This is a genomic window from Alkalihalobacillus sp. CinArs1 (assembly GCF_947387515.1).
Taxonomy (GTDB): Bacteria; Bacillota; Bacilli; order Bacillales; family Guptibacillaceae; genus Guptibacillus.
Genome location: NZ_CANDOB010000001.1, coordinates 1,228,975 through 1,254,420, shown reverse-complemented (window position 1 = coordinate 1,254,420; position 25,446 = coordinate 1,228,975). Strand labels below are relative to the sequence as shown.

Here is a 25,446-nt window from a genome sequence, read left to right as displayed (position 1 = left end):
TATGAAGCCAGCAATGCATACACCTGTGACGATAAAAAAGCAACGGAACTGGAAAAGGTGGACGATTCACCTTTTCCCTATTCCCGCCTTGATTATTTATGGATTGTTTATTGTGTATCCTTTGTTTGCAGCACTTACATACAGTTTCTTCGATTGGAACGGGATCGTAAGGGGAGAATTCGTAGGGTTAAAGAACTTTAAGGACCTCTTCACGCTTCAACCGTTTTCAGACTTGTTTTGGAATGCGTTTGGTCACAACATCCTGTATTTTGTCCTTCAAATGATTTTTCAAAACGGTCTTGCTTTCATTCTTGCTTATATCATTTATAAAAGAGTGCGAGGTTCTGAGTTTCTAAAAATCGCGTACTTCTTACCACGCCTTCTTTCCGTTATCGTAGTCGGTTTTCTTTGGAAGCTGATCCTCAATCCGAACTATGGTGCGTTGAATGTCGTTTTAGAAAAAGTAGGTCTTGAACACCTGCAGAAGGCATGGCTCGGAGACCCCGATACGGCGCTCATTTCAATCATTCTCGTGAACTGCTGGTATGGACTTGGCTTTGGAGTCCTAATCTTTCTTGCCGGTTTTCAATCGATTCCTAAAGAGCTGTTCGAGGCAGGAAAGCTTGATGGGGCAAGTGGTTTTGCGATGATTCGACGAATCGTCTTACCGCTCATGGTACCTTCGATCATGATTATGACGGTGTTAACGTTCATTCAGTCGTTTGAAGCGTTTGAACTCGTCTACGCGATGCAAGGGTCACAAGGAGAACCTTATCACTCTACGGATACGCTCGCCGTATATTTTTATCGACTGGCATTTGGCGGTTCGGCAGGTGGCTCTACTACTGCGGTCGGTTTAGGCTCAGCACTCGCAGTCGTATTATTTATTTTCATCGCGTTCTTTACGGCACTGTACCTGAAGTATATGCAGAAAAGACAAGTGGATCTATAGGAGGGATATGATGAATCATACAATCTGGACAAAGCCGTTTTACTATGTTTTTGCATTTTTAGTCGCATCGATCAGCATCTATCCAATTCTATTGATGATCCTCTCTTCTTTTAAGTCGAGTTCTGAAATCTTTACAAATCCGCTTTCGTTACCTGAGACGTTCACGCTCGATACGTATAAAAGTTTACTAGACCAGGTTCCTTTCATGACATACTTCATGAACAGCGTTCTCGTTAGTGTTGTTTCCGTGACGCTCATACTCGTGACATCATCTCTTGCAGCATTTTATATCGCCCGTTTTACGTTTGTATGGAATAACATGATCTTCTTCTTCTTCCTTATGGGAATGATGCTTCCGATCAAGCTTGGAATCGTCCCATTGTTTATCTTGATGAAAGATTTGCAGCTATTAAACTCACTATGGTCATTGATCTTCATGTATGTTGCAACGGGGATTCCGCTATCGGTTCTTATTCTTACAGGTTTCTTCCGAACAATGCCTCGCGAGCTCGAAGAAGCTGCGAGAATTGATGGCGCTGGAAACCTTCGCATCCTATGGAACGTCGTCTTACCTCTTATGAGACCAGCACTGGGAACGGTGATGATCATTCAATTCATCCAATCATGGAACGACTTCTTCTTTCCGTTGATCTTCATTACGGATGATTTAAAAAGAACAATTCCAGTCGGTATGCTTTCCCTTTTCGGAGAGTATTCTGCAGATTGGGGGGCGCTATTCGCCGGTCTCACACTTGCTTCACTGCCGATGATCGTCCTCTTCTTCATTGCTTCAAAACAATTTATGGAGGGACTTACTCAAGGTGCGATCAAGTAAAACGTATGTTATCGGAATTGATGGTGGTGGAACGAAAACGGAAGCCTTGCTATGCAATGAAGACGGAACGATCTTAGCGAAAAGTCGTTCAGGATCAACGAATATCAAATCTCGCTCTGAAGAAGAAGTTTGTAAGGAAATACAGCAGGTGATCGAACCGCTAACTTGTAACCTTGTAAAGAGTGATGTAGACGTGATCTATGTTTCAGCAGCTGGAGGTGACAGACCAGAAGATCAGAAGCGCTGGAAGAAGTGGCTTCTTGAAAGTTTACCAGAATTCAACGGAACGATAATGGTGACAAACGATGCCTACGGGGCACTTGCTAGCGGAACATATTCTATGGAAGGAACTGTCCTCATCGCAGGGACCGGATCGATCGCCTACTCGATCACTCGTGGTCAGCCACCTGTACGTGCTGGAGGCTGGGGATACTTATTCGGAGATGATGGAAGTGGGTATGCGATCGGACGACAAGCGCTGAAAGTAGTTTCCGAGATGCATGACGGCATACGAGAAAAAGATGAGCGGTTTATTGAGGGAATATTATCGTCATTAGCGTTGAACGATGTTCGAGACATCATTACTAGTATTTATGAAGACACCTATCCGCGATTGAAAATCGCGTCACTTGCAGCGTACGTTATAAAGCTAGGAAACAAACGGAATCATACTGCGTTATTTATTCTTGAGGATGCTTGTGATAGTTTAAGGAAATTAGTAGAAGCTGTGCATGATGCAGAATCGATCGTACTAAGTGGAGGCTTGTTTCAATCAGATCTATTCAGGAAGATGTTCGAAAGAAACGTGCAATGTAACGGTCTGAACCACCGTTTGGTCGTTCCAGATCTATCCCCTGCATCGGGAGCATGTATTTGTGCTTTCCTAACAAAAGGGGCACTGACTCAACAAATGAAAAAAAATCTAACGTCGTCCTATCATTCGATGTGAGGACAGCTATACCTGATGGAGGTACAGATATGACGGATGTGAACAACTTGAATACAGAAATGCGAAATACAAAATCAGAACAAATTCATCAATTCTCGACGTTAGAGATCATCGAATTGATGAATGAAGAAGATCACAGTGTACCTTCAGTGGTGAAGAAGGCTTTGCCCCAGATCGAGAAGGTCATCGATCGGGCTGTCGAGGTGATGGAGAACGGTGGCAGACTGTTTTATTTTGGAGCCGGTACAAGCGGGCGTCTTGGAGTCCTTGATGCTTCTGAATGCCCGCCCACCTTTGGTGTCTCGCATGATCTAGTGAACGGTATCATAGCAGGCGGTGATCGTGCACTTCGTATCCCGATCGAAGGTGCTGAAGATAGTGCTGAGACAGGAGCGGCAGATGTTCACAAACATGTGACGAAAAAGGATATGGTGATCGGAATCGCGTCAAGTGGAAGAACGCCATATGTTTTAGGAGCTGTTCATGCTGCGACGAAACTCGGGATACCGACAGCGGGTCTCGCATGTAATACAGGTTCCCTTTTAGCACAAAACGTGATCTACCCGATCGAAGTCCCAGTTGGACCTGAAGTGGTCACAGGTTCCACGCGCTTGAAGGCAGGAACAGCCCAAAAGATGGTTTTGAATATGATCACCACAGCATCGATGATCAAGCTTGGAAAAGTGTATCGAAACCTGATGATCAATGTGCAAGCTTCAAACGAGAAGCTTCGTAAACGAGCGGTGTCGATTATTCAAGAGATCACAGGGGTCGATGAGGAAGAAGCATGTAGAGCGAGTGAAAAGGCAGGCGGCGATGTGAGGGTTGCGATCGTGATGCTGCTGTTAAATACAAGTGCTGAAGAAGCAATTCTCCTTTTGAAGAATAAGGGTGGTAATTTTGTAGAATTGATGAGAGATGTTGAGGAGAAGTTAAAATAAAATTGAAAGACTTCCTATATGATGGAAGTCTTTTTTAGTAGGATAGTTAGATACGAGTAACGATTGGATGTTGACTTGTTCTTTATATAGAACTAAACTAGAAGTAACAAACTATTTTACTTTCGTAAGTAGTTGCTCTAGTTTATTTTTGGTTAGTAATACATTATCGAAATTTTATTTGGTCGACTGTTCTTTATTAAGAATGTTCGAGCTGTATTCGTGAATTAGGAGGGAGGGGTCCTTCCAAAAAAATAAGAGAGGGAAGCCTATTGACTAAACAAACGTATACTTATCTACATGTCCATGGCTCACTGTACATCAATACAAACCTTCGGGCCTTTGCAGTAATGGGCTACTTATTGTTTGGAGCAAAGTCGTTTTACTTCCTTGATCGCGTGAATCGCTCGTACTTCATAGATTCTCTTGTGCCTATTGTAAGATTCGCTCGTGTTGTTCAGTTAACATATTCGTTTTATAGAAAGAAGCGTGCTATACCTAGAACTTCTCCTCTCATCTGCACTAATATCGATGGCCATTGCTTAATTGTTTTAAGGCAGGGAGAATATAAGGTTATTAATTTCAAGGATAAAAAAGTAATCACCATGTTCCCAGACAAATTGGAAGTGGCTGACGTTGAAAAGCGTGTTAATAATTTAATACAAGCGCAAGCATGCGAATTGGCTCCAAAAATCCTCAGCTGGGATCTCGATCAACGATATGTCATCGAGTACTATATCAACTACCGAGTTCCTTCTTATCAAAAGATTAGACAAAAAGAGTTCTGCTCTGAAGTCTATCCTGTTCTCTTCAAAATTGTATCGAGTAAAACTCCTAAGACAATACCATTAAATGAATACTTCTATCACCTCATCGACGATGTCCATGAGTTGAGTAAAGCATTTTCTTCTTGTAATGAGAAACAAGCAGAAAGAATTGTGAGCTTTGTAACGCGTTTAGTAGCACAAGCTGAAAGACTTTCTAATAAAGAGATTTCACTTGTCTATTCTCATGGAGATTTGAGTGATTTCAATATATTAAGAAACAAGAATAAGACAAAAATTATTGATTGGAGTACGTTTGGGAGAAGAAGTTGTTACTTTGATCTTTATTTCTTTTTATTCGTCCGTATTTTGAGATCAGAAGAGGTCAACCGGGAGAGATTATCTAGTGAAATAGAAGAGGCGGTAGAGAATTATCAACTGTATTTGAAAACTAGAGTGGATGGAATCGGAATCGCACCTGATCACACTACCAATCGATATTTATTTTACCTGGAATTTTTCAAATTAAGATTAGAAGAGTATGTGTATTCGAATCATGAACCGATCGCGATTGAGGAATGGCTAGATATTTTTGAGAAGTATGAGAGGTCGATTGTTAGTGAACCACAGCTTATAGGAGTGTGAGAGTGAAAGAAAATTTATAATTAAAAGGTGAATAACATGATAACGATGATAAAGAAAACTCTATCAATCTTTGGTAAGAATGAGCAGAAAAAGCTACTTATCTTGTTCGTTATGATGATCGCAGCTGCCTTATTCGAAACAGTTGGAATCGGTCTTATCGTTCCTTTTGTTGGTATTATCACAAATCCAGATACAGTAAACGATATTGCACTGTTGCGTCACGTATATGATACGTTAGGTTTTACTTCGCTTAACGCGTTTATAGTGTTTAGCGTTCTAATTTTTTTAGCTATCTTTATTCTAAAGAATGCTTATTTACTTCTATTCCACTACTTGCAGTATAGGTTGATTTTTAATCAAGAGATGAAACTTTCTAGAAGGCTGTTCGCAACCTATTTATCGATGCCTTATACCTTCCATCTGCAGAATAACTCAGCTGATTTACTCAGGAATATTACGATTGAAGTCCCGAAAATATTTCAAAAGTTTCTCGTTTCAGCTTTTTCTTTAGCGACAGAGATTTTGGTCTCTATATGTATTTTAATATTACTATTCATTGTTTCACCTATTCCTACAATCACGGCTTGTGTCCTATTAGGTACTAGTGTGTTTGTATTTTTTAAATATCTAAAGGTGAAAACGTCATATTTAGGAATAGAACAACAACAAGTTAATGGAACGATGATCAAATGGGTAAAGCAAGGACTTGGCGCTGGTAAAGAGTTGAAAGTTACTGGTAAGGAAGGTTTTTTTGTAAACGCATATGGTGAGCAAGGAAAGAAATTAGCCGTTAATAATCGAACCATTAAACTGCTTGAGTATATGCCTAGGCCTTTGATGGAGACGATTTTAATCACAATTGTTTTGATCACGATGATTCTGATCGTCTTTCAAAACTTGGAGACGACACAAGTCGTTTCTACGATGGCTCTATTTTGTATGGCCGCTTTCAGGTTACTGCCATCTATAAATCGTATCATCACGATGATTACCCTCATTCGCTATCATTATCCTGCTCTTGCGATCGTTTCTGAAGACCTTAAAAACGATAACACGGAACCGTTCTTAGAAGAGCCGTCTCTTTCTCACCCTGCAGCTGATGAAAAGGTGTATACAAAAGAAATTACATTAAAGAACGTTTGCTTTCGATATCCTAACGAAAAGTATTTGACTGTTAGGAACGTATCTTTAACGATTCCCATCGGACATGCCGTTGCATTTATCGGCGAGTCTGGAGCTGGTAAAACAACGATCGTCGACCTTATATTAGGTTTGCTCACCCCTGAAACTGGTGAAATTTTAATAGATGGCAAACCAGTTCTTGAAGAAAAAGGGATCTTTCAACAGAAGGTCGGCTATATTCCTCAATCTATCTTTCTGTCTGATGACAGTATTCGAAATAACGTAGCGTTCGGTATAAATGTAGAGTACATTCAAGATGAAGCCGTTTGGAGAGCTTTGGAGCAGGCACAGCTAAAAGAGTTTGTATTATCTCTGCCTGATAAACTAAATACAAGGGTGGGAGAGAGGGGCGTAAAGTTATCTGGTGGTCAAAGACAGCGAATTGGAATAGCGCGGGCTTTGTATCATGATCCTGAAATACTGTTCATGGATGAAGCGACCTCTGCACTCGATAGTGGAACTGAAAAAGAGATCATGAGAGCGATTGATTTACTTAAGGGACAAAAGACGTTAATTATCATTGCTCATAGACTAAGTACAATTGAAAATTGTGACATTGTTTTTGAGATGCATGGGGGAGAATTAACTTCATCAACGTTGGATCAAGTACGTGCCTGAACAAGCAAAAATTAAAGCGCCCTGCATTCGTGCAGGGCGCTTTGCCTTTACATCAATTCCATCGGTGATTCATCGAAATAGAGCCAGTGGAAGTATTCGATTTCTGCATCGGACATTTTCAGAACGTCGTCCCTATTCATTGTCGTTTTCGTCGTCAAACGTTCAATAAATTGGTTTCTTGCTTTCTGGCTCATTGTAAATCCTCCTTGTATGGTTAAGCGTCTGTAACCGCTTTCAATTTGTTACTATTATTATATATCTCAAAATGAGATCATTACAATACCGTTTTGAGATATATCGTATATAACCGATGTGTAATTGTGATTAAAGTGAGGGAGCGTTCAGGAAATTTCCTCTAAAACAAGATCGTATGTTCGTATTTATAGTAAAAAAGTCTTGGGGTGGAAGGTCACGTGCTTACATGCAAAAAAACATGCCTAGCTTGAAGACGAATGATAAAATAATTCTATGAAAATTTCCAAAACAAACTAGAGGAAGTGGTCGATTGAATTGCTTAGGATGTCGTTTAGCCAACAAACGTGAACCCGTTCACGTTGTGTATGAAAATGAATACTTAACTTGTTTTCTAGATCATGAACCTTTCAATGAAGGTCACGTTATGATCTTGCCAAAATTCCACTTTCACGATGTAGAGGAGTTTGATGATAAAACGGCAACCGAAGTGATGAAGGCATCGATTCTTTTGTCAAAAGCGATCAAGAAAGTGTATGCTCCCAACGGAATAACGATTTGTCAAAACGGTGGACTATTTAACGAGTTGACGCATTATCATATGCATCTCGTGCCGAGGTATGAAGGTCAGGCATTCTCCACCTTCTACATAGAAGACGGAGAAGTTTGTATCGAGGATGATACGAAGCTTACCGAAACAAAACAAAAGTTGAGCAGTGCGATTGTTGAACTAGTCGAAAGTCATGTTTAGGCGGGAGGGGGAAGCGGCATCGTTCCCCCTTCATGCAAACCTGTGTAGTGCTTTGCCGTTCACTCATTCTTTTTCATACTCTGGGAATTGACCGTATCGAAAGAGTTCATACACGATTCTTCCATTGCTCGGCTGCCCATCTGGATAATAAATTGGCAATAGATCGAACAGTACAAAGTAAAAGGCGTAATAAATGAATTGTTTACCGAATTCCTTCATGTCGAGCCATCCAAAAGAAAGCGCAAAATTTACAATTAGCGCAACGGCGATGTTGGCAACGATTGGAGAAGCATAAACAAGAATCTGTGCCCAGTTTTCTTTATACCGTAAATTATCGTAGCTGCACCAGCTATACATAAAGTAATATTTGCGAAATTCAAATATGCCTATGTTGAAGATTCGGGGTCCGCATCCGATTACGACCTTCGAGTTTTTAGCGCCTAGAAAGTAGCTAGTTAATAAGTAGCCGCCTTCTCTAATGATTGAAACCATAGGTAGAATAATAAAAGCAGATAGTAATAATTTGAGAAAATCACTAATTCCAAACATAACGTCGTTCCTTTTCTTGATATTTTGGGGATTAAAAAAAGCCAAAAAGAACCAGGGGTCTCCTAGTCCTCTTTGGCTTATGTCTAGCTCTAATTGTCCAGCTCATTTCCACCAATTATGCGACTATACAGTAAACGTAAGCATTATTCTTATTAGGTATATACCCGCCTTTTTCAACCTTAAACGTTATGTTAAACTATTTTTCTTAACTTTCCCGATGATAGACGATTTCCCCATTTACATACGTTGATTCAACTTCATTCCTCGTATCGAAAGGGTCACCACTCCATATGACCAAATCTGCATCTTTTCCTTCTTCTAATGATCCAACCCTATCTGCTACACCTAAATGCTTGGCAGCCTGTAAGGTGATGGACTTCCATGCATCTGAAGGATCCATCCCATGCTTAACTGCGAGTACAGCGCTTTGAAGCAAGTTTTCGATTCCTACGACAGGGTGATCCGTCGTAATCGACACTGGTACGCCTGCATCTGCTAGGATTCCTGCAGTGTGCCAGCCTTTATCGGCAAGCTCAATCTTACTCCTTGTTGAAAGGGTGGGGCCTACTGCAACCGGAGCATTCGATGCTGCTACGAATTCACTGATCTTGTGTCCTTCAGTGCAATGTTCGATCGAGATGTCCAAATCGAATTCCTTCGCAAGGCGGAGGAACGTTACGATGTCATCTGCTCGATGTGCATGGGCACGAATCGGAATTTCTTTTCTTAACACTTTTGCTAAGTTTTCTAAACCAAGGTCGATCTTTTCGTTTTCTTCATTTCGAACCACATAATCCTTTGCTTTAAGCAATTCCTGTCGAAACATAGAAGCGATCGCCATTCTTGTGATAGGAGCGTTCCCCTTATGTCCATGGATTCGTTTCGGGTTTTCACCGAATGCTGCTTTCATTCCGGAAGGTTCCCGAATGATCATGTGATCGACGATCGTACCTGCTGTTTTCAACGTAACCATCTCACCACCGATTACATTCGCACTTCCCGGAAGCACTTGCACCGTTGTGACACCAGCCCGTCTTGCGTCTTCAAAGCCTTTGTCAGCAGGGTTTATCCCGTCTAGCGCTCGCACTTCTGGTGTAAGTGGACTGCTCGTTTCATTAAAATCGTGCCCTTCTGCGCCAATGCCTTCCTCATGAACACCGAGGTGAGTATGCACATCGATCAAACCTGGTGAGATTACTTTTCCTTTCGCATCCACCACTTCAATGTTGCTAGAATCAGTGACGAACTCCCCAACTTGTCGAATGATCTTTCCTTCGATGAGCAAATTCGCATCTTCAAGTACCTCTCCATTACCGACCACGATTGTTGCGTGTTTAAATAACTTCATTTGCTCGAACCCCTTTTGTTAAAAATTATATTTTTTTCTAAAATCCTCTTGAAATTAATTATTAGAATATTTATACTGTTCTTTAAATTACTAATTCACATACTAAAACATAAAAATAGTATTGTAAATAGTCGTATTATATTATAATTAGGTCTAAATACGTGAGTAATTATAACTATTACGACTGAAAGGCGGAATTTTGTTGAGTAGAATTGGTAACGAACTAATCGATGATCTTGATCGAAGCATTATTAAATTTTTATCTAAAAATGGCAGGATGTCTTTTACTGAAATCGCAAACCAGTTGAATGTAACCGAAAAGACGGTTCGAACAAGGTACAACAATATGGTGGAAAACGACATTCTGGAAGTTGTTGGAGTGATCAACCCAATTACTCTAGGCATAAAAATGGGAGCCATCATTCAGTTAAAGGTTGTTCCTCAACACATCGATGAGGTAATTGAGGAGCTAAGAACCATTCGTGTTGTTCGCTTCATTACGACCATCTCTGGGGAATACCCTTTGCTTGCGCAAATCAACGTTCGGGATTATGAGGAAATCAATGAAACGGTGAGGGAAGTTCATGCGATTCCAAATGTTACAGCTACGAATGTAATGGTTCAGATGGATGTGTTCAAGAATACGTTTGAGTACTTATAAAAAAGGGCTTCTGCTCTTTTTTTATATAAATTTGTGTCTGAATATTTAAATAACTAGTAGGGGATGATCACATTGAAAATTTTCATTTCGGCAGATATGGAAGGGATTTCTGGTGTTGCAACTAACGTTCAGCTGAAAAAGGAGAGCGAATATCAGCGTTTTCGTAAGCTGATGACGTTAGATGTGAACGCGGCGATCGAAGGGGCGTTCAACGGAGGAGCAACAGAAGTTGTCGTCGCAGATGGTCACGGGAATATGTCGAACATCATCGTTGAAGACCTAGATGAACGAGCAAGGTTGGTTTCAGGTAACAACCGTGTCATGTGCCAGCTGCAAGGACTGGATGATTCGTTTGATGGCGTCATGTTCGTCGGTCACCACGGACGCGAAGCAGGAGCGAATGAGACCGTCATCAGCCATACGCTCGCAGGAATTTGTGTTGGAGAGATGAAAATCAACGACAAAGTGGTAGGAGAGACCGAACTAAATTCTGGTGTCGCAGGAGCTTTTGGTGTACCTCCGATCTTTATCTCAGGAGATGATGCATATGTAGCAGAAGTAAAAGAAACCTTCCCTGACATTGAAGCTGCAATAGTGAAAACTGGAATCGATCGATTTGCAGCAGAATTGATCCCTCCTGTTAGGGCGAGGCGCTTGATTCGCGAACGAGCTGAGGTTGCAGTCCGTGAAGCGAAGAGCAAAAAACCTTACGTAGTAGAGGGGCCGATCACATTTGAGATCGAGTTCAAAGGGCCACAGCAAGCGTTGATGACAACGACCATCCCAACGGTTGAGAAGATAGGTCCAAAGACGATTCGCTTCACTTGCGATGATTACGTAACAGCGTACAAGCAGATGTGGGGGCTCGTGATTATTGCGATGACGGCAACAAACGGGGTGTTAGGTTCAGTAAATACATAACCATTTGAAGGAGGGAGCATCATTGTACATTTTTAAACGGATTCTCACGATGATTTTAACCATTTGGGTAATCACCACTCTTACCTTCATCATCATGCACTCGATACCGGGGGATCCGTTCGCTTCAGATGCGGACGTGCTCCCTGAAGAAGTTCTTGAAAACATGCGGGCGAAGTTTAACCTGGACGAGCCATTGCCTGTTCAGTACGTTTTATATTTAAAAAATCTTGTTCAGTTTGACCTCGGACCTTCGATTCAATCCGAGACGAGAGATGTGAACACGTTGATCTCAGATGGTTTTCCCGCATCTGCTATTCTTGGACTTCAATCATTGGTGATCGCGCTTGTTTTTGGACTCCTTCTCGGTATCATTGCTGCTTTAAATCATAATGGCATGCTTGATTATGCTGCGATGGCATTTGCGATTTTAGGAATTTCAATTCCAAGCTTCATCTTAGCTCCGCTGCTGATCAATTATTTTGCGGTGAAGTGGGGCATGTTCCCAGTCGCATCCTGGGGGACTTGGCAGCACACAATTCTGCCTTCGGTCGCTTTAGCAACGGCGCCGCTTGCAATCGTCGCCCGGTTTATGAGGTCGAGTATGTTAGACGTTATGAATCAGAACTATATTAAGACTGCTGATGCGAAAGGTCTTGCGATTACAGGAATCGTCATCAAGCACGGTGTTCGTAACGCGCTCATTCCTGTCATCTCGTTTATCGGGCCGCTTGCGGCGTTTCTATTAACCGGAACATTTGTCATAGAGAAGATCTTCGCCATTCCCGGAATCGGAAAGTATTTTGTCGATAGTATCTTCAACCGCGATTTCCCGGTCATTCTTGGTACAACAATTTTCTTCAGTACGATTTTGATCGTTACGTTGTTCCTCGTAGATATTTCATATCGCATCGTGGATCCAAGAATCAAACTTACAAGCAGGGGGGAGTAACATGGCTGAGCCAAAAAAAGATGACGTGCTATTTCGCCCTGTAGATCGAAGTAGGTTTCAGCAGGAGAAGATTGTTCGGCCAAGCATGAGTCAGTGGAAAGAAACGACGGTGAAAATCCTTCGAAATAAGCTTGCGATTCTTGGGCTAGGACTTCTTGTGATCATTACGATCCTTGCGATTATCGGTCCTCATCTTGTCCCGTTCAACTATTCTGATCAGAACTTATCAGGAAAAAACTTGCCTCCAGGACCAGAGCACTGGTTTGGGACGGATTCGCTAGGTCGTGATATGTGGGCACGAACATGGTATGGAGCAAGAATCTCCTTAACCATTGGACTTGCGGCAGCTGTAATCGATTTGATCCTTGGATTAATCGTCGGTGGAATTTCTGGCTACATGGCTGGAAGAGGGAAATTTGGCGACAAGGTCGATGGCTTTTTGATGAGAATCGTTGAGATTTTATACGGCATTCCATACCTTCTCGTCGTAATCTTATTACTCGTTGTGATGAAACCTGGTCTTTGGACGATCATCATCGCCCTTTCGATTACTGGATGGGTAGGAATGGCACGGATCGTGAGGGGGCAGATTCTACAGCTGAAAGAGCAGGAGTACGTTGCTGCCGCTGAAAAACTTGGAACCCCTCATAGGAAGATTATCATGAGGCACCTGTTTCCAAACATGATCGGAATTATCATTGTAAATTTAACTTTTACAATTCCTCAAGCGATTTTCGCAGAGTCTTTCCTTAGCTTTATCGGACTTGGTGTACAGGCTCCGATCGCGAGTTGGGGAACGATGGCGAACGACGCCCTTGGCGTCATCCTTACAGGTCAATGGTGGAGACTGTTCTTCCCCGGCTTCATGATTTCATTAACGATGTTTGCGTTCAATGTGTTCGGTGATGGACTACAAGACGCGCTCGATCCTCAGTCAAAGGAATAAGGAGGCGAAATAGATGAGTCGATTACTCGATGTAAATGATTTACGTGTATCGTTTAAAACGTATGGTGGAGAAGTCAAAGCTGTACGAGGCGTTGACTTTCATATCCAACAGGGCGAAGTGCTCGCCATTGTTGGAGAAAGCGGCTGTGGAAAAAGTGTAACGGCTCAGTCGATCATGGGTCTCCTTCCAAAGAAGGTCAGCAGAATTAAAAGCGGTAGCGTAACGTTTAATGGAAAAGAACTATTAGGGTTATCCAAAAAACAGATGCAGAAGTTGAAAGGCTCTGAGATCGGTTTGATTTCACAGGATCCGATGACGTCACTTAATCCTACGATGAGAATCGGTTCTCAGATTGCAGAAACGATCAAAAAACATACCAATTATTCACGTTCTAAAATCCATGACCGAACGATCGAGCTTCTCGATTTAGTAGGCATCCCAAATCCGGAGAAGCGCTACCGTCAGTACCCACACGAATTGAGTGGAGGAATGAGACAGCGGGTGTTGATCGCGATGGCGCTCTCCTGTGAGCCAAAGCTCTTAATTGCTGATGAGCCGACAACAGCGCTGGATGTAACGATTCAAGCCCAGATTCTAGATTTATTAAAAGATATCCAAGTACGTCTCGGTACGTCGATCATGATCATCACCCATGATCTAGGGGTGGTTGCTGAAGTTGCCCAGCGTGTTGCTGTGATGTACGCGGGGGTGATCGTTGAGAGTGGGGATGTGGAAGAAATTTTCGAAACTCCGAAACACCCTTACACATGGGGATTGTTGAAGTCGGTACCGCGCTACGAGAAAGGCAAGCATGAAAAAGAGCGGCTCGTTCCGATCGAAGGTTCACCGCCAGATCTTTTTGCTCCTCCAGCAGGGTGTCCTTTCGCTGCAAGGTGTGACTATGCGATGGAAATCTGTATCGATCAGATGCCAGACCCGATCAAAACCTCAGAAACACACCAGGCACGGTGCTGGTTGAACGACACGAGGGCACCGAACGCCAATGACTTTGTTGCTGCAGGAGGGAACGATGTATGAGTGATGCACTAGTCGAAGTTCAGCAGGTGAAAAAGTATTTTAACGTAGGAAAAAATCAATCGTTAAAAGCTGTGGATGATATTTCTTTTTTCATTAAAAAAGGCGAAACGTTCGGATTAGTAGGTGAAAGCGGCAGTGGAAAATCGACGCTCGGTCGGACGATCGTGGGGCTTCACCAGGCGACTGATGGTCGTATCGTCTACAACGGACGCGATACGAATCATGTTAAAGGAAAAGAAGCCCGGGATCTTAACCGTACGATGCAAATGATCTTTCAGGATCCGGAAGCTTCTCTTAATCCACGGATGCGGGTGATGGACATTATTGCAGAAGGGATCGATGCTCATGATCTCTTGAAAGGAAAGAAACGAAAAGAACGTGTTTTTCAACTTTTAGAAAAAGTTGGATTGAGCGCTGAGCATGCAAAGCGCTATCCTCATGAATTTAGTGGGGGACAAAGGCAGCGTATCGGGATCGCGAGAGCATTAGCGGTAGAGCCTGACTTCATCGTTGCAGATGAGCCGATTTCTGCACTCGATGTGTCGATCCAGGCGCAAATTGTAAACTTGATGGAAGATTTAAAAGAAGAAGAAGGGCTGACTTATTTATTCATCGCTCACGATCTAGGGATGGTGAAGCATATCAGTGATCGGATCGGAGTGATGTATCTTGGCAACTTGATGGAGCTTACAGATAGTGATTCATTATTCGACGAGCCGCTTCATCCTTATACGCAAGCCCTACTTTCTGCCATACCTGTTCCGAATCCAAAAGAAGCGAGTGAACGAGAACGGATCATGCTTGAAGGTGATTTACCAAGTCCAATCTCACCTCCGTCTGGCTGCCGTTTTAGAACGAGGTGCCCGCATGCGATGGATGTATGTCGTGAGATCGTGCCAGAGTGGAGAGAGGCGAAAGAAAACCATTGGGTAGCATGTCATCTTTACACGAATGAAGGAGGAGAAACGAATGAAAAAACTGATCTATAGTCTAATCATGGTGTTAACCGTCGTTCCATTTCTTGCAGCTTGCGGTGGGGAAGACGCCTCTGGAGATGGTGAAGGCAAGCAAGAAATAACAGTGAATGCGATGAGCGAGCCGCCTTCCATGGATCCTGCTCTTGCAACAGATACGACATCAGGGTGGGTACTCGATCATTTATTCGAAGGCTTGTATCGTAAAAATAAGAGCGGTGAGATCGAGCCTGCACTCGCTGAAAAAACAGACGTGTCTGATGATGATCGCACGTACACGTTTACACTAAGAGATGCTGAATGGTCGAATGGAGATCCGATCACTGCAGGTGATTTTGAATTTGCATGGAAGCGTGTGTTGAACCCTGAAACAGGTAGCTCGTTCGCATTTTACATGTACTACATCAAAGGCGCTGAAGCTTATAACAAAGGAGAAGGTTCTGTTGAGGATGTAGGTATTACGGCAGTAGATGACAAGACGTTAGAAGTAGAACTCAACGCTCCTACTGGATTTATCGAGAGACTGCTTTCTTTCTGGACGTTTTATCCTGTGAACCAATCGGTTGTTGAAGGAAACGAAAATTGGTCCGCTGAGGCAGACTCGATCGTCAGTAACGGTGCATATCACATGACGAGCTGGAAGCATGACAACGAGCTTTCGATTGAGAAGAGCGATTCCTATTGGGATAAAGAAAGCATCAATATGGAGAAGATTACGTGGAAAATGGTTAACGATGCAACAACGTATTATCAAATGTATAAATCGGGTGAACTGGACATGATCCATACGCTGCCGATCGACGTGATTTCTTCTGAAAAAGAAAGCGAAGACTTCAAGATCACGCCATATTTCGGCACATACATGTATATGTTCAATGTCGACAAGGAGCCTTTTACAAATGAAAAAGTAAGAAAAGCCTTCGCGATGGCGATCGACCGCAAATCCATTACGGAAGATATCTCACAAGCGGGTGAAACACCAGCATACGGTTTTGTGCCTGAAGGTGTTGATACGCCAAACGGTGATTTCAGAGAACAAGGTGGGGACTATTTCGAAGAAGATTATGATAAAGCGAAGAAATTGATCGAAGAAGCAAAGCAAGAAGAGGGCTGGAGCGAACTTCCGGCAGTCGAACTGATGTACAACACTTCTGATAACCATAAGAAAATCGCAGAAGGTGTTCAGGAAATGCTGAAGCAGAACCTCGGTATTGAAGTAACACTTAACAACCAGGAATGGAAGACGTACCTTGATACTACGAAGCAAGGTAACTTCCAGATGGCACGAATGGGGTGGATCGGAGTCTATGTTGATCCGACACCTATTCTAGAATACTACCTAGGCGATAGCCCTAACAACCGTACAAACTGGGTGAACGAAGAATACGATTCGCTCATCGCGGAGTCTAAGATGGTGCAGGATGAGGAAAAGCGAATGGAACTCTTGCATAAAGCAGAGGATGTTTTGATGAAAGATATGCCGTTTATGCCTGTCTATCATTATTCTCAAAACTACTTAACTTCACAAGACTATGACGGAATCGTCTATCCGGTCAACAGGTACCCTGACCTACGCTATGCTGAAAAGAAATAATGTAATAGAGGAAGATCTGCTCAGCAGATCTTCCTTTACCTTGAAAGGATGAGCGAGATGCGAAGGTATGGACTAGCTTTGCTAGGATCTTTTATTGTGGCGTTCATGTTTTGGTTTATTCAAGGCGACGCTATTCAATTTGTTAATCGTTCATTTTATTGGGGGATTATTGCGCTAACGGTTGGAACGATTTTAGTGGTGTTAAAAAGTGGCTTCCTAACCTTATTGTTCGAAGGTTTTTCTAAGATCCACCGAATGATCGTGCCCCGGTCACGCTCCATGGAACGTGTCGATGAGCAGGTGAAGAGGGACCCGAGTTTTACAGATTGGAAGGAACGAGTGCTCGTAAGTGGAATTCTTATATGTTACGGAGCAGGCACCGGACTTACAGGACTGTCAGTAGCAGGTGTATTTCTATTTATTTGAAACGATGAGGAGAGGTGTTTAGATGAAAACAAAGATAGAGAAAGAAAATCTCCAGGCAACGTCACTATATGACCTGGTATTTGTAGGAGACCCTCAGCTTTCTCCTGACGGTAAAAAAGTGATCTATGTGAAGAAAAAAATTACTGAGGATCGAGAGTATGCTTCTTATCTCGTCATGATCGATCGTGAGAGTGGTGAAGAAGTGGCCTGGACATCGCCCGGGTCTCGCCATCTTGATTCTTCTCCAAGATGGTCTCCTGATGGAAAGGAAATCGCGTTTGTTTCAAACCGTTCGGGAGAAAATCAAATATGGATCATATCTGCTTTCGGAGGTGAAGCCGAACAGGTAACCTCTCTAAAAAATGGAGCAAGTCGCCCGGTGTGGAAACCTGACGGGACTGAACTTCTCGTGTTGAGTGAGAGCACTCCTAAAGGTGGAGATGAGAAGGAAGAAAAAAGAAAGAAAGCACTCGTCGTCGAAGAATTGCATTACAAAGCAGATGGAAAAGGTTTTCTCAAGGGGAAACATACACAGGTCGTCGTAATCGATCGAAAGACTGGGGATGAAAACTGGGTGACGGATGCTGAACTGAATCACTCGGACGCTAGCTGGTCTCCTGATGGTAAACAGATCGCATACGTAAGAAGTAGACGGGAAGAGAAAGGTTCATATGTCCAATCGGATCTATTTATTCACAATCTTGGAGAAGAATGTGAAGCTGAGCGGCTTAATTCTGAAGGAAGTAGTTTCATAGCTCCGCGGTGGTCTCCAGATGGTTCATCACTATCTTACATTGGACATAACTTTGAGTATGAGAGTGCGACGCTGAATAGAGTTTGGACGGTTGAGATTGAATCGAAGAAATTTACGTGCCTTACAGAAACAATCGACCTCGAGTGTTCAGATGTTCTCATTTCAGATCTCCATTGGGGAATTGAGCCGTCTGGAGCGGTGTGGAACGAAGATGGAAAGGCACTCTATTTCCTTGCCAGTGAACATGGGAACACAGGAATCTATTCCATTCATCTAGATGGCACCCTTCGACAAATAGCGGGGGGTGACAGGCACCACTACGCACTTCACGTAGCGGGTGGTGAAGCTGCGGTAGCGATCAGTGATCCGGTGAATGTTGGTGATATCTATACGCTATCCTTAGAAGGAGAAAGCTCGATAGAAAGAATCACTTCCTGTAATGAAGAGGTGTTGAGTGCGGATTCGCTTTCCACTCCACAACCGTACACCTATGAAAGCAGAGATGGACTGAACATACAGGGTTGGATTATGAAACCGACTTCCTTCGAGGAAGGGAAGCAGTATCCAACAGTTTTAGAAATTCACGGCGGTCCCCACATGATGTATGGGAATTCATTCATGCACGAATTTCAGCTTCTTGCATCAAGAGGATATGCAGTAGTCTATACGAATCCTCGTGGTAGTCACGGATATGGTCAGGAGTTTGTGAATGGATGCCGTGGCGACTATGGTGGCGGCGACTATGACGATGTCATGGCAGGGATAGAAGCAGCTGTCGCGCAAACGAGCTTCATAGATTCTGAGCAATTGTTTGTTACAGGCGGCAGCTATGGCGGGTTCATGACGAACTGGATCGTTGGCAAAACGAATGTGTTCAAAGCAGCTGTAACGCAGCGCTCGATCTCCAACTGGTTAAGCTTCTACGGAGTAAGCGACATAGGTTATTTCTTCACTAAGTGGGAAGTGGGAGCTGACCTTGATGAAGATCCAACAAAGTTATGGGACCATTCACCATTGAAATATGTTGATCAAATCGATACACCGCTTCTTATTCTACACAGCGAACTAGACTACCGATGCCCGATCGAGCAAGGTGAGCAGTTGTTCGTTGCGTTGAAGCACCGTGAGAAGAAGACGAAGTTTGTGAGATTCCCAGAATCAGATCACAACCTTTCAAGAAACGGACATCCTGAGTTAAGGGTAGAGCGATTGAACCATCTGATCGGCTGGTTTGATGAACACCTCGAAAGCGAGAAAAATTAATCGACATAATGTGAGGGGTGACAGGCACCGCATCGGTACCACGTCGAAAAAGCCCTTGACGTTCGGTGAGTGAGGTACTATACTGTTGAGAATAGTTAAACAATATGAATAATTCAAACTCTTATCAAGAGTGGCGGAGGGACTGGCCCATTGACGCCCGGCAACCATCTCAGTTCGTGAGAAAGGTGCTAATTCCAGCAAACGAGCGATCGTTTGAAAGATGAGAGAGAGTTACATAGTGCAAAACACCCAACTCTCTCTGTTCATCAGAGAGAGTTTTTTCATTTATGGGGTTTGAAACAAAGGAGGGAACCGACGCTCTGGTGATATCGTACGCTTACGAAATTTAGCACAAAGACGCTTTAAATGACTATAGGAGAGAAAGGGAGTTAGGAGAATGAAGAAACTATCGCTACTAGTAGGTGCATTATTATTAATCGTCGCAGCTGGGTGTTCTGGCAGTGCAGAGTCAGGTGGTTCAAACGAAGGGCCATTAAAGGTAGGGGTAACAGCAGGACCGCATGAAGATGTGATGAAGAAAGTAAAAGAAGTTGCTGAGAAGGATGGTTTTGAGATTGATGTCGTGGCGTTCAACGATTACGTTATGCCTAACAAAGCGCTTGATGAAGGAGAGCTTGATGCGAATGTTTTTCAGCACGAACCGTATTTAAATGATTTTGTAGAAGAGCGCGGAATGGAATTATCTAAGGTTGCGACGACGATTAATTTTCCGATGGGCATCTATTCCGATCAATATGAGAACCTTGATAATTTGAAGAAAGGTGACAAAGTAGGATTACCGAATCACTCTACTGGAGAACCCCGAGCTCTTATGTTGTTTGAGGAAGCAGGAATTATTGAATTAAAAGACGGTGTAGGTGTTGAAGCAACGATTAAGGATATTGAGAAGAACCCGTTGAATCTTGAGTTTGTTCCTCTTGAAGCATCGCAGATTCCAAGACAGCTAGGTGAGCTTGCCATCGCTGCGATCAACACGAACTATGCGATGGAAAGCGGTCGGGTTCCAACTGAAGATTCTCTCGTAATGGAACCAGAAGATTCTCCTTGGGTGAACGTCATCGCAACGAAAACAGAGAATAAAGACGACGAGAGAATCAATAAACTAGTGGATTATTATCAGTCAGATGAAGTTAAGACGTTTATTGAAGAAGAATTCAACGGCTCAGTCATAGCATCCTGGTAATTTCGGTAAAGGAGAGAAGGTAATGATACGATTAGAAAATATCTCAAAAGCGTTTCAAACCGGAACTACTGTTACGAAGGCTCTGGATAGCGTTGACCTTAACGTTGAAAAGGGAAAGATCTATGGTGTGATCGGTTATAGTGGCGCTGGTAAAAGTACCCTCGTTCGAACGGTCAATCTGTTAGAGAGACCAACAGAAGGGAAAGTGTTCATTAATGATGTAGAGTTAACCGGTCTATCAGCTGGCAAGTTAAAGAAAACACGTCAGCGAATCGGAATGATCTTTCAGTCGTTCAATCTATTAAAAACGGGGACGGTTTATCAAAATATCGCCATCCCCCTTAAGCTCACTGGCGTTTCAAAAAAGGAAATCGATTCGCGTGTAAGAAAGTATCTACAGATTGTAGGACTCGAAGATAAGATCGACGTGTATCCTGGACAGCTCTCAGGTGGACAGAAACAAAGAGTAGCGATTGCACGCGCGCTAGCGCATGAGCCAGAAGTTCTTCTTTGTGACGAAGCAACGAGCGCGCTCGATCCAGACACAACTGAGTCGATTTTATCTTTACTAGAGCAAATCAACCAGGAGTTCGGACTAACGATTTTACTTATTACACATGAAATGCACGTGGTTCAAAAGATTTGTCATGAAGTGGCCGTGATGGAAAACGGACGCATCATTGAACAAGGACCCGTTGTTGATCTATTTAGTAGACCGAAGACGCCTACGACGAAACGATTCGTACAATCGCTGTTTCAAGATGACGTACCTGAATCCCTCGTGAAGAAGCTTGAGTCGAAGGGACAAATCGTGACGCTTTCCTTCGTAGGAGAATCGTCAGGAAAGCCTGCACTTGCGCTCCTTAGTAAAAACTTTGATATTTATCCATCTATTCTTGCAGGGAATATCACGCAACTTAAGGATCAACCTTTTGGTAGAATAGTCGTTCATCTTGAAGGAGAAGATTCAGAAACGAAGAGAGCGGTTATGTTCTTAGAAGACCGGGGGATTTTTGTAGAAGGGTATGTACCGGAGGTGAACGCGCATGTCAGCTAAGATTTCGGAATTTATCGATCTATGGGGCGCGGATATTTGGAGTGCGATCATCGAAACGTTCCAGATGGTGGGAATCTCGCTGTTGATTTCAGTGCTGTTAGGATTACCACTCGGTGTGCTTCTCGTGCTAACCAGACCTGGGAAGGCGCTAGATAACAAGATCCTTTTCCGATTGTTAAACGCTGTGATCAATGTGATCAGGTCCATCCCGTTCATCATCTTATTGTTTTTCATCCTGCCTTTTACAAAGTTTATCGCAGGCACTACCATCGGAGTGAAAGGCGTGATCGTGCCGCTCGTCGTCTTTACTGCTCCTTACATAGCAAGGTTGATGGAGTCCGCTCTTCTTGAGGTGGATCGAGGCGTCGTTGAAGCATATGAGGCAATGGGGATTAAGACACGTCATATCATCTGGCATGTACTTGTAAGAGAATCGCGTTCTTCCATCGTATTAGGACTTACGATTGCGACGATTGGATTGATCGGAGCCACCGCGATGGCAGGGCTTGTCGGAGCAGGAGGGTTAGGTGACCTTGCTTATCGATATGGGCATCTTCGTTACGAAGTCGACGTGATGTACGTAACGGTGTTTTTGCTGATCGTACTCGTTCAGGGGCTCCAATCTCTCGGTAATGTAATGGCAGCACGGCTTAAGAAGGACTAGACTCACGAAAGGAGTTTTCTTATGGAACCAATTCATGTTCGAGCAACCCCAGGGCACTATCAGTGTCAGCAAGGTGTTTTGGATGAACTTCCAGATCGATTGGAGCAAGGTGGGTTCCAAAACATTTTTCTTATTCACGGAGAAAAATCTTGGGAAGCAGCTGCTCCTTATCTACCTGATCTCTCCCGATTCAAAGCAGCATATTCGAGGTACAGAGGAGAGTGCTCAAATGCTGAGATAACAAGGCAAGCTGAGCTCGCTCGACTTCATGGTGCCGATCTTATCATAGGTGTGGGAGGTGGTAAGGTTCTTGATGTTGCAAAAGCAGTTGCGAATGAACTATTGATTGAAACTGCACTTATACCTACGCTCGCTTCAACATGTGCAGCGTGTACGCCTCTCAGTGTGATTTATTCAGAGGAAGGAGAGTTCCAAAAACATATTGTTTACCCAAGGAGCACGCACCTTGTTTTAGTGGAACCTGAAATCTTGCTCGACTCACCGCCTGGATTCCTACGTGCTGGAATTGGAGATACACTCGCAAAATGGTATGAAGCGAGAAGCATCATTGAAACGCTTCCTTCACATTCAGTACCGATTCATTTTGCGTATGTTGCTGCGAAAAGCTGTCGTGATGTGCTGTTAGAACATGGAGAGAGAGCATTGGTCGATCAGAGAAACAACCATCTAAGTGAATCGTTTATAAAAGTGATCGAAACGAATCTCTTAACAAGCGGAATGGTAGGAGGTTTCGGCGATGAGTATGGGCGGGTTGCTGGAGCGCATGCCATCCATAACGCATTAACGCATCAGCCTGAAACACACTCTTTTCTCCATGGGGAAAAAGTGGCATATGGGATACTCGCCCAGCTCGCTTTAGAAGAGCGATGGGATGAGATCAAAGAGTTGATCCCTTTCTATGAGTTAGTAGAGTTACCATTATCACTCGCTGAACTTGGTATCACTAGTGATGTCCAGGCTAAAGCGGTATCAAAATATGCAACAAAAGAGGAAGAGACGATTCATATTACGAAGCAGGTATCACCAGAGGAACTGTTCAATGCGATTTTAAAGCTTGAAGAAATGACGAAAACAGTGAAGTGATAAAAAGACCCCTGGATCTTAGCAAAGATCCAGGGGTTTATATATGGTATTGGTGATCGGAAAGCCGGTCGATGTGACGGTCGCGATGTTTTCTAAATGCTTCCTTGAGTTTTGGTTGTGGTTTGAAGAAATTCTTCATTAAAAATATCATAGTATACCCTCCTTTTATCTTTCATCCTATTCATATAACAGCCTGTTTATTAAAGATTCTCCGGTAGCTCTCTCCTGTGTTACCTCTTTCTTTCTACTTCCAGTGTACGCAGAAATTAGTTGGATTAAACCGGTCACGAGGATGGTTTCGTATCAGTCCATAGTCTGATATTTTCTTCGACAAATAGCGGGGGGTGACAGGCACCGTTCTTGAACTGAAGGAACTTTCTTGTAGGTGTCGAACTATTCATTAGAGTTGGTTTATATAATGGGGGCGAAGCAGAAATGAGATGGAGCAAGCTACTTGTTTTGACACTTGTGGTTGTAAGTACGGTTTCATGTTCGTCTAAAGCTTCTACTAACCATGACAAAACAGATACGCTGCATTTGATTCCAGAAGGCTTCGAAGGTCAATTGATCACCGTTTATAATGTAGAGGGAGCACCAAAGTTAAAAAAGGAAAAAGGGTTCACCGTCATTCGTTACGATAAGAATGGCATGTTTCTAACTTCTACTGAAGAAATGGAATATGGAACTGTTACAGATGAGTTTTACTATGTAGATCGTAAAGATAAACGTACGAAAATCGATGAGAATTGTACGTATCTTTTTCCTAACGGAGGTATAACGATCAAAGACAGGCGACTTCTTTATAATGCGTTCTACATCACGGAAACACATTGTAGTGAAGACTTTGTAGGTCGAGGACCACAAGCCCCTGCAAATCGAAATTTAACACCTAAGCTTGAAGCAAAATTAATCGAAGAGGGACTGATGGAATAGAGTGCCTCTTTTTTTAGAGAAAAGGATGAAGGAATGATGAATGGAAGCTTAACTCAACTACGCGCTGTTGCGCTTGAAGATATGGAAGATGTCTATCAGTGGAGAAACGATGATGAGGTGAGTCTCTTCGCTGTTGGCAATTCTCCTCTTTTAACACACGTATCTCGTGAACAAGTAGAAAGTACGTATGAAACGATCGTCAAAATGGATCGAGCGGAGAATGGTGTATTTTCTATTCTCGATTTGGAAGGTAGAATAATAGGGATTGCAGATTACCGTGATGTGAACATCATTACGAGGTCCGCCGTGATGGGCATTACGATTGGCGATAAAGCCTATTGGGGGAAAGGGTACGGAAGTGATGCGATTAAGGTAATGATTCGTTATTTATTTCAACAATTAAACATGCAGCGCATTCAGCTAGACACATGGAGTGGAAACGCTCGTGCGATCAGAGCATATGAAAAGTGCGGATTCAAGGTAGAAGGGCGATTACGCCAAAATGAGTACGTTGATGGAAAGTACTATGATACCGTCATTATGGGCTTACTCAGAAGCGAATGGGAGCAGCCTTAATCAAACGTTTGTTTAACATCGAAACCCCCGTTTTAAAAGAGTATGCTCTCTTTCAAAACGGGGGTTTGGTGTCGATTATGAGGTTGTTTGTTTTTGTGGTGCACTCCATATTCTTTCTACATGATCAAGGTCTTCCGCGTGAAATGATAGTTTGTAAATATCAGGCATATCAAGACTCTTCCAGAACGTTACATCATAACGATCGTCAAAATAACTCATGAGTAACACCATAATATTTCCGTGAGTACCGATTACCACGTTCTTACCTTCATACGTACGAAGAATTCTCTTTAATTCTTGTACTCCTCTTCGACGGGCATCCACATTCGACTCTCCTCCAACGAATGAGAATGTTTCGTCGCTCCAAACCGCATTGATCGCTGCATTAAAGTCCTCTACAGGGTTTCCAGCTAAAAGGCGCTCTTTTAGATTCTCAACTACGATCACATCTTGACCGATCTCTTTTGCGATTCCTTCAACAGTAGCAATCGCACGACGATAAGGGCTCGAAAGCACCACGTCCACTTGATGTTCCGTCATTAATTCCGTTACTTTATTCGCGTCAGCAGTCCCTTTTTGTGAAAGTCCACGACCATACTCATCTGGCGTGTAGGTAGAATGTGCATGACGCACTAAATAGATTGTTGTGCGCTCCATA

26 protein-coding genes and 1 riboswitch are annotated in these 25,446 nt (G+C 43.1%); of the genes, 22 read left to right on the top strand and 4 right to left on the bottom strand.

What is annotated here, in order from left to right; all coding sequences use genetic code 11:
- Position 1: 1 nt before the first annotated feature.
- The 6 genes from PFZ69_RS06485 (at position 2) to PFZ69_RS06460 (ending at position 6,883) form a co-directional block, all read left to right on the top strand.
- Positions 2 to 952 (top strand): carbohydrate ABC transporter permease, encoded by a 951-nt coding sequence (locus PFZ69_RS06485; protein ID WP_270180191.1) that lies wholly within the window; start codon positions 2 to 4, stop codon positions 950 to 952.
- A 10-nt stretch (positions 953 to 962) separates the two neighbouring features.
- Complete coding sequence (locus PFZ69_RS06480; protein ID WP_270180190.1) at positions 963 to 1,787, top strand: carbohydrate ABC transporter permease; 825 nt, start codon at positions 963 to 965, stop codon at positions 1,785 to 1,787.
- On the top strand, positions 1,774 to 2,736 hold the full coding sequence (locus PFZ69_RS06475; protein ID WP_270180189.1) for an N-acetylglucosamine kinase: 963 nt from the start codon (positions 1,774 to 1,776) through the stop codon (positions 2,734 to 2,736). Before PFZ69_RS06480 ends, PFZ69_RS06475 begins: the two co-directional genes overlap by 14 nt.
- Positions 2,737 to 2,765: 29 nt before the next feature.
- Complete coding sequence (gene murQ / locus PFZ69_RS06470) at positions 2,766 to 3,677, top strand: N-acetylmuramic acid 6-phosphate etherase (protein ID WP_270180188.1); 912 nt, start codon at positions 2,766 to 2,768, stop codon at positions 3,675 to 3,677.
- A gap of 269 nt (positions 3,678 to 3,946) precedes the next feature.
- Entirely contained in the window at positions 3,947 to 5,083 is a 1,137-nt protein-coding gene (locus tag PFZ69_RS06465; RefSeq protein ID WP_270180187.1) for an RIO1 family regulatory kinase/ATPase domain-containing protein, read from the top strand.
- Between the two features lie 36 nt (positions 5,084 to 5,119).
- The gene (locus PFZ69_RS06460; RefSeq protein WP_270180186.1) at positions 5,120 to 6,883 is read left to right on the top strand and encodes an ABC transporter ATP-binding protein; all 1,764 of its coding nucleotides are present in this window, start codon (positions 5,120 to 5,122) and stop codon (positions 6,881 to 6,883) included.
- Between the two features lie 47 nt (positions 6,884 to 6,930).
- Here the strand turns inward: PFZ69_RS06460 and PFZ69_RS06455 are convergent, their stop codons facing one another.
- Positions 6,931 to 7,077 carry a BH0509 family protein gene (locus tag PFZ69_RS06455; protein WP_270180185.1) on the bottom strand — a complete coding sequence of 49 codons (147 nt, stop codon included), beginning with the start codon at positions 7,075 to 7,077 and terminating at the stop codon, positions 6,931 to 6,933.
- 311 nt (positions 7,078 to 7,388) lie between these two features.
- Between PFZ69_RS06455 and PFZ69_RS06450 the strand changes: the two genes are divergently transcribed.
- The gene (locus PFZ69_RS06450) at positions 7,389 to 7,826 is read left to right on the top strand and encodes an HIT family protein (RefSeq protein ID WP_270180184.1); all 438 of its coding nucleotides are present in this window, start codon (positions 7,389 to 7,391) and stop codon (positions 7,824 to 7,826) included.
- 63 nt (positions 7,827 to 7,889) lie between these two features.
- Here the strand turns inward: PFZ69_RS06450 and PFZ69_RS06445 are convergent, their stop codons facing one another.
- Both PFZ69_RS06445 and PFZ69_RS06440 read right to left on the bottom strand, forming a co-directional pair.
- Complete coding sequence (locus PFZ69_RS06445; RefSeq protein ID WP_270180183.1) at positions 7,890 to 8,375, bottom strand: hypothetical protein; 486 nt, start codon at positions 8,373 to 8,375, stop codon at positions 7,890 to 7,892.
- A 205-nt stretch (positions 8,376 to 8,580) separates the two neighbouring features.
- Positions 8,581 to 9,723 (bottom strand): amidohydrolase, encoded by a 1,143-nt coding sequence (locus PFZ69_RS06440; protein WP_270180182.1) that lies wholly within the window; start codon positions 9,721 to 9,723, stop codon positions 8,581 to 8,583.
- A 202-nt stretch (positions 9,724 to 9,925) separates the two neighbouring features.
- Between PFZ69_RS06440 and PFZ69_RS06435 the strand changes: the two genes are divergently transcribed.
- The 15 genes from PFZ69_RS06435 (at position 9,926) to PFZ69_RS06365 (ending at position 24,788) form a co-directional block, all read left to right on the top strand.
- Positions 9,926 to 10,384 (top strand): Lrp/AsnC family transcriptional regulator, encoded by a 459-nt coding sequence (locus PFZ69_RS06435; protein ID WP_270180181.1) that lies wholly within the window; start codon positions 9,926 to 9,928, stop codon positions 10,382 to 10,384.
- A 63-nt stretch (positions 10,385 to 10,447) separates the two neighbouring features.
- Positions 10,448 to 11,305: a M55 family metallopeptidase gene (locus PFZ69_RS06430; protein ID WP_442865112.1), complete on the top strand. Its 858-nt coding sequence runs from the start codon at positions 10,448 to 10,450 to the stop codon at positions 11,303 to 11,305.
- Positions 11,306 to 11,327: 22 nt separating this feature from the next.
- The gene (locus PFZ69_RS06425) at positions 11,328 to 12,254 is read left to right on the top strand and encodes an ABC transporter permease (protein WP_270180179.1); all 927 of its coding nucleotides are present in this window, start codon (positions 11,328 to 11,330) and stop codon (positions 12,252 to 12,254) included.
- 1 nt (position 12,255) lies between these two features.
- Entirely contained in the window at positions 12,256 to 13,200 is a 945-nt protein-coding gene (locus PFZ69_RS06420) for an ABC transporter permease (RefSeq protein WP_270180178.1), read from the top strand.
- Between the two features lie 13 nt (positions 13,201 to 13,213).
- On the top strand, positions 13,214 to 14,239 hold the full coding sequence (locus tag PFZ69_RS06415) for an ABC transporter ATP-binding protein (RefSeq protein ID WP_270180177.1): 1,026 nt from the start codon (positions 13,214 to 13,216) through the stop codon (positions 14,237 to 14,239).
- Positions 14,236 to 15,228, top strand: coding sequence for an ABC transporter ATP-binding protein (locus PFZ69_RS06410; RefSeq protein ID WP_270180176.1), 993 nt, complete (start codon positions 14,236 to 14,238; stop codon positions 15,226 to 15,228). The genes PFZ69_RS06415 and PFZ69_RS06410 overlap by 4 nt, the downstream gene beginning before the upstream one ends.
- A complete protein-coding gene (locus tag PFZ69_RS06405; protein ID WP_270180175.1) occupies positions 15,209 to 16,807 on the top strand; it encodes a peptide ABC transporter substrate-binding protein in 1,599 nt (532 codons plus the stop codon). Before PFZ69_RS06410 ends, PFZ69_RS06405 begins: the two co-directional genes overlap by 20 nt.
- A 57-nt stretch (positions 16,808 to 16,864) precedes the next feature.
- Entirely contained in the window at positions 16,865 to 17,233 is a 369-nt protein-coding gene (locus PFZ69_RS06400) for a DUF3899 domain-containing protein (RefSeq protein ID WP_270180174.1), read from the top strand.
- A 22-nt stretch (positions 17,234 to 17,255) separates the two neighbouring features.
- On the top strand, positions 17,256 to 19,250 hold the full coding sequence (locus tag PFZ69_RS06395; protein ID WP_270180173.1) for a S9 family peptidase: 1,995 nt from the start codon (positions 17,256 to 17,258) through the stop codon (positions 19,248 to 19,250).
- Positions 19,251 to 19,368: 118 nt separating this feature from the next.
- Positions 19,369 to 19,477: riboswitch (SAM riboswitch) on the top strand.
- 170 nt (positions 19,478 to 19,647) lie between these two features.
- Positions 19,648 to 20,454, top strand: coding sequence for a MetQ/NlpA family ABC transporter substrate-binding protein (locus PFZ69_RS06390; RefSeq protein WP_270180172.1), 807 nt, complete (start codon positions 19,648 to 19,650; stop codon positions 20,452 to 20,454).
- 22 nt (positions 20,455 to 20,476) lie between these two features.
- Positions 20,477 to 21,511, top strand: a complete 1,035-nt coding sequence (locus PFZ69_RS06385; protein WP_270180171.1) for a methionine ABC transporter ATP-binding protein — start codon at positions 20,477 to 20,479, stop codon at positions 21,509 to 21,511.
- Entirely contained in the window at positions 21,501 to 22,175 is a 675-nt protein-coding gene (locus PFZ69_RS06380; protein ID WP_270180170.1) for a methionine ABC transporter permease, read from the top strand. Before PFZ69_RS06385 ends, PFZ69_RS06380 begins: the two co-directional genes overlap by 11 nt.
- 21 nt (positions 22,176 to 22,196) lie before the next feature.
- Positions 22,197 to 23,279 (top strand): iron-containing alcohol dehydrogenase family protein, encoded by a 1,083-nt coding sequence (locus PFZ69_RS06375; RefSeq protein WP_270180169.1) that lies wholly within the window; start codon positions 22,197 to 22,199, stop codon positions 23,277 to 23,279.
- Between the two features lie 435 nt (positions 23,280 to 23,714).
- Complete coding sequence (locus PFZ69_RS06370) at positions 23,715 to 24,212, top strand: DUF6843 domain-containing protein (RefSeq protein ID WP_270180168.1); 498 nt, start codon at positions 23,715 to 23,717, stop codon at positions 24,210 to 24,212.
- Positions 24,213 to 24,245: 33 nt separating this feature from the next.
- Positions 24,246 to 24,788 carry a GNAT family N-acetyltransferase gene (locus tag PFZ69_RS06365; protein WP_270180167.1) on the top strand — a complete coding sequence of 181 codons (543 nt, stop codon included), beginning with the start codon at positions 24,246 to 24,248 and terminating at the stop codon, positions 24,786 to 24,788.
- A 75-nt stretch (positions 24,789 to 24,863) separates the two neighbouring features.
- Here the strand turns inward: PFZ69_RS06365 and PFZ69_RS06360 are convergent, their stop codons facing one another.
- Positions 24,864 to 25,445, bottom strand: a complete 582-nt coding sequence (locus tag PFZ69_RS06360) for a histidine phosphatase family protein (protein WP_270180166.1) — start codon at positions 25,443 to 25,445, stop codon at positions 24,864 to 24,866.
- Between the last annotated feature and the right edge of the window lies 1 nt (position 25,446).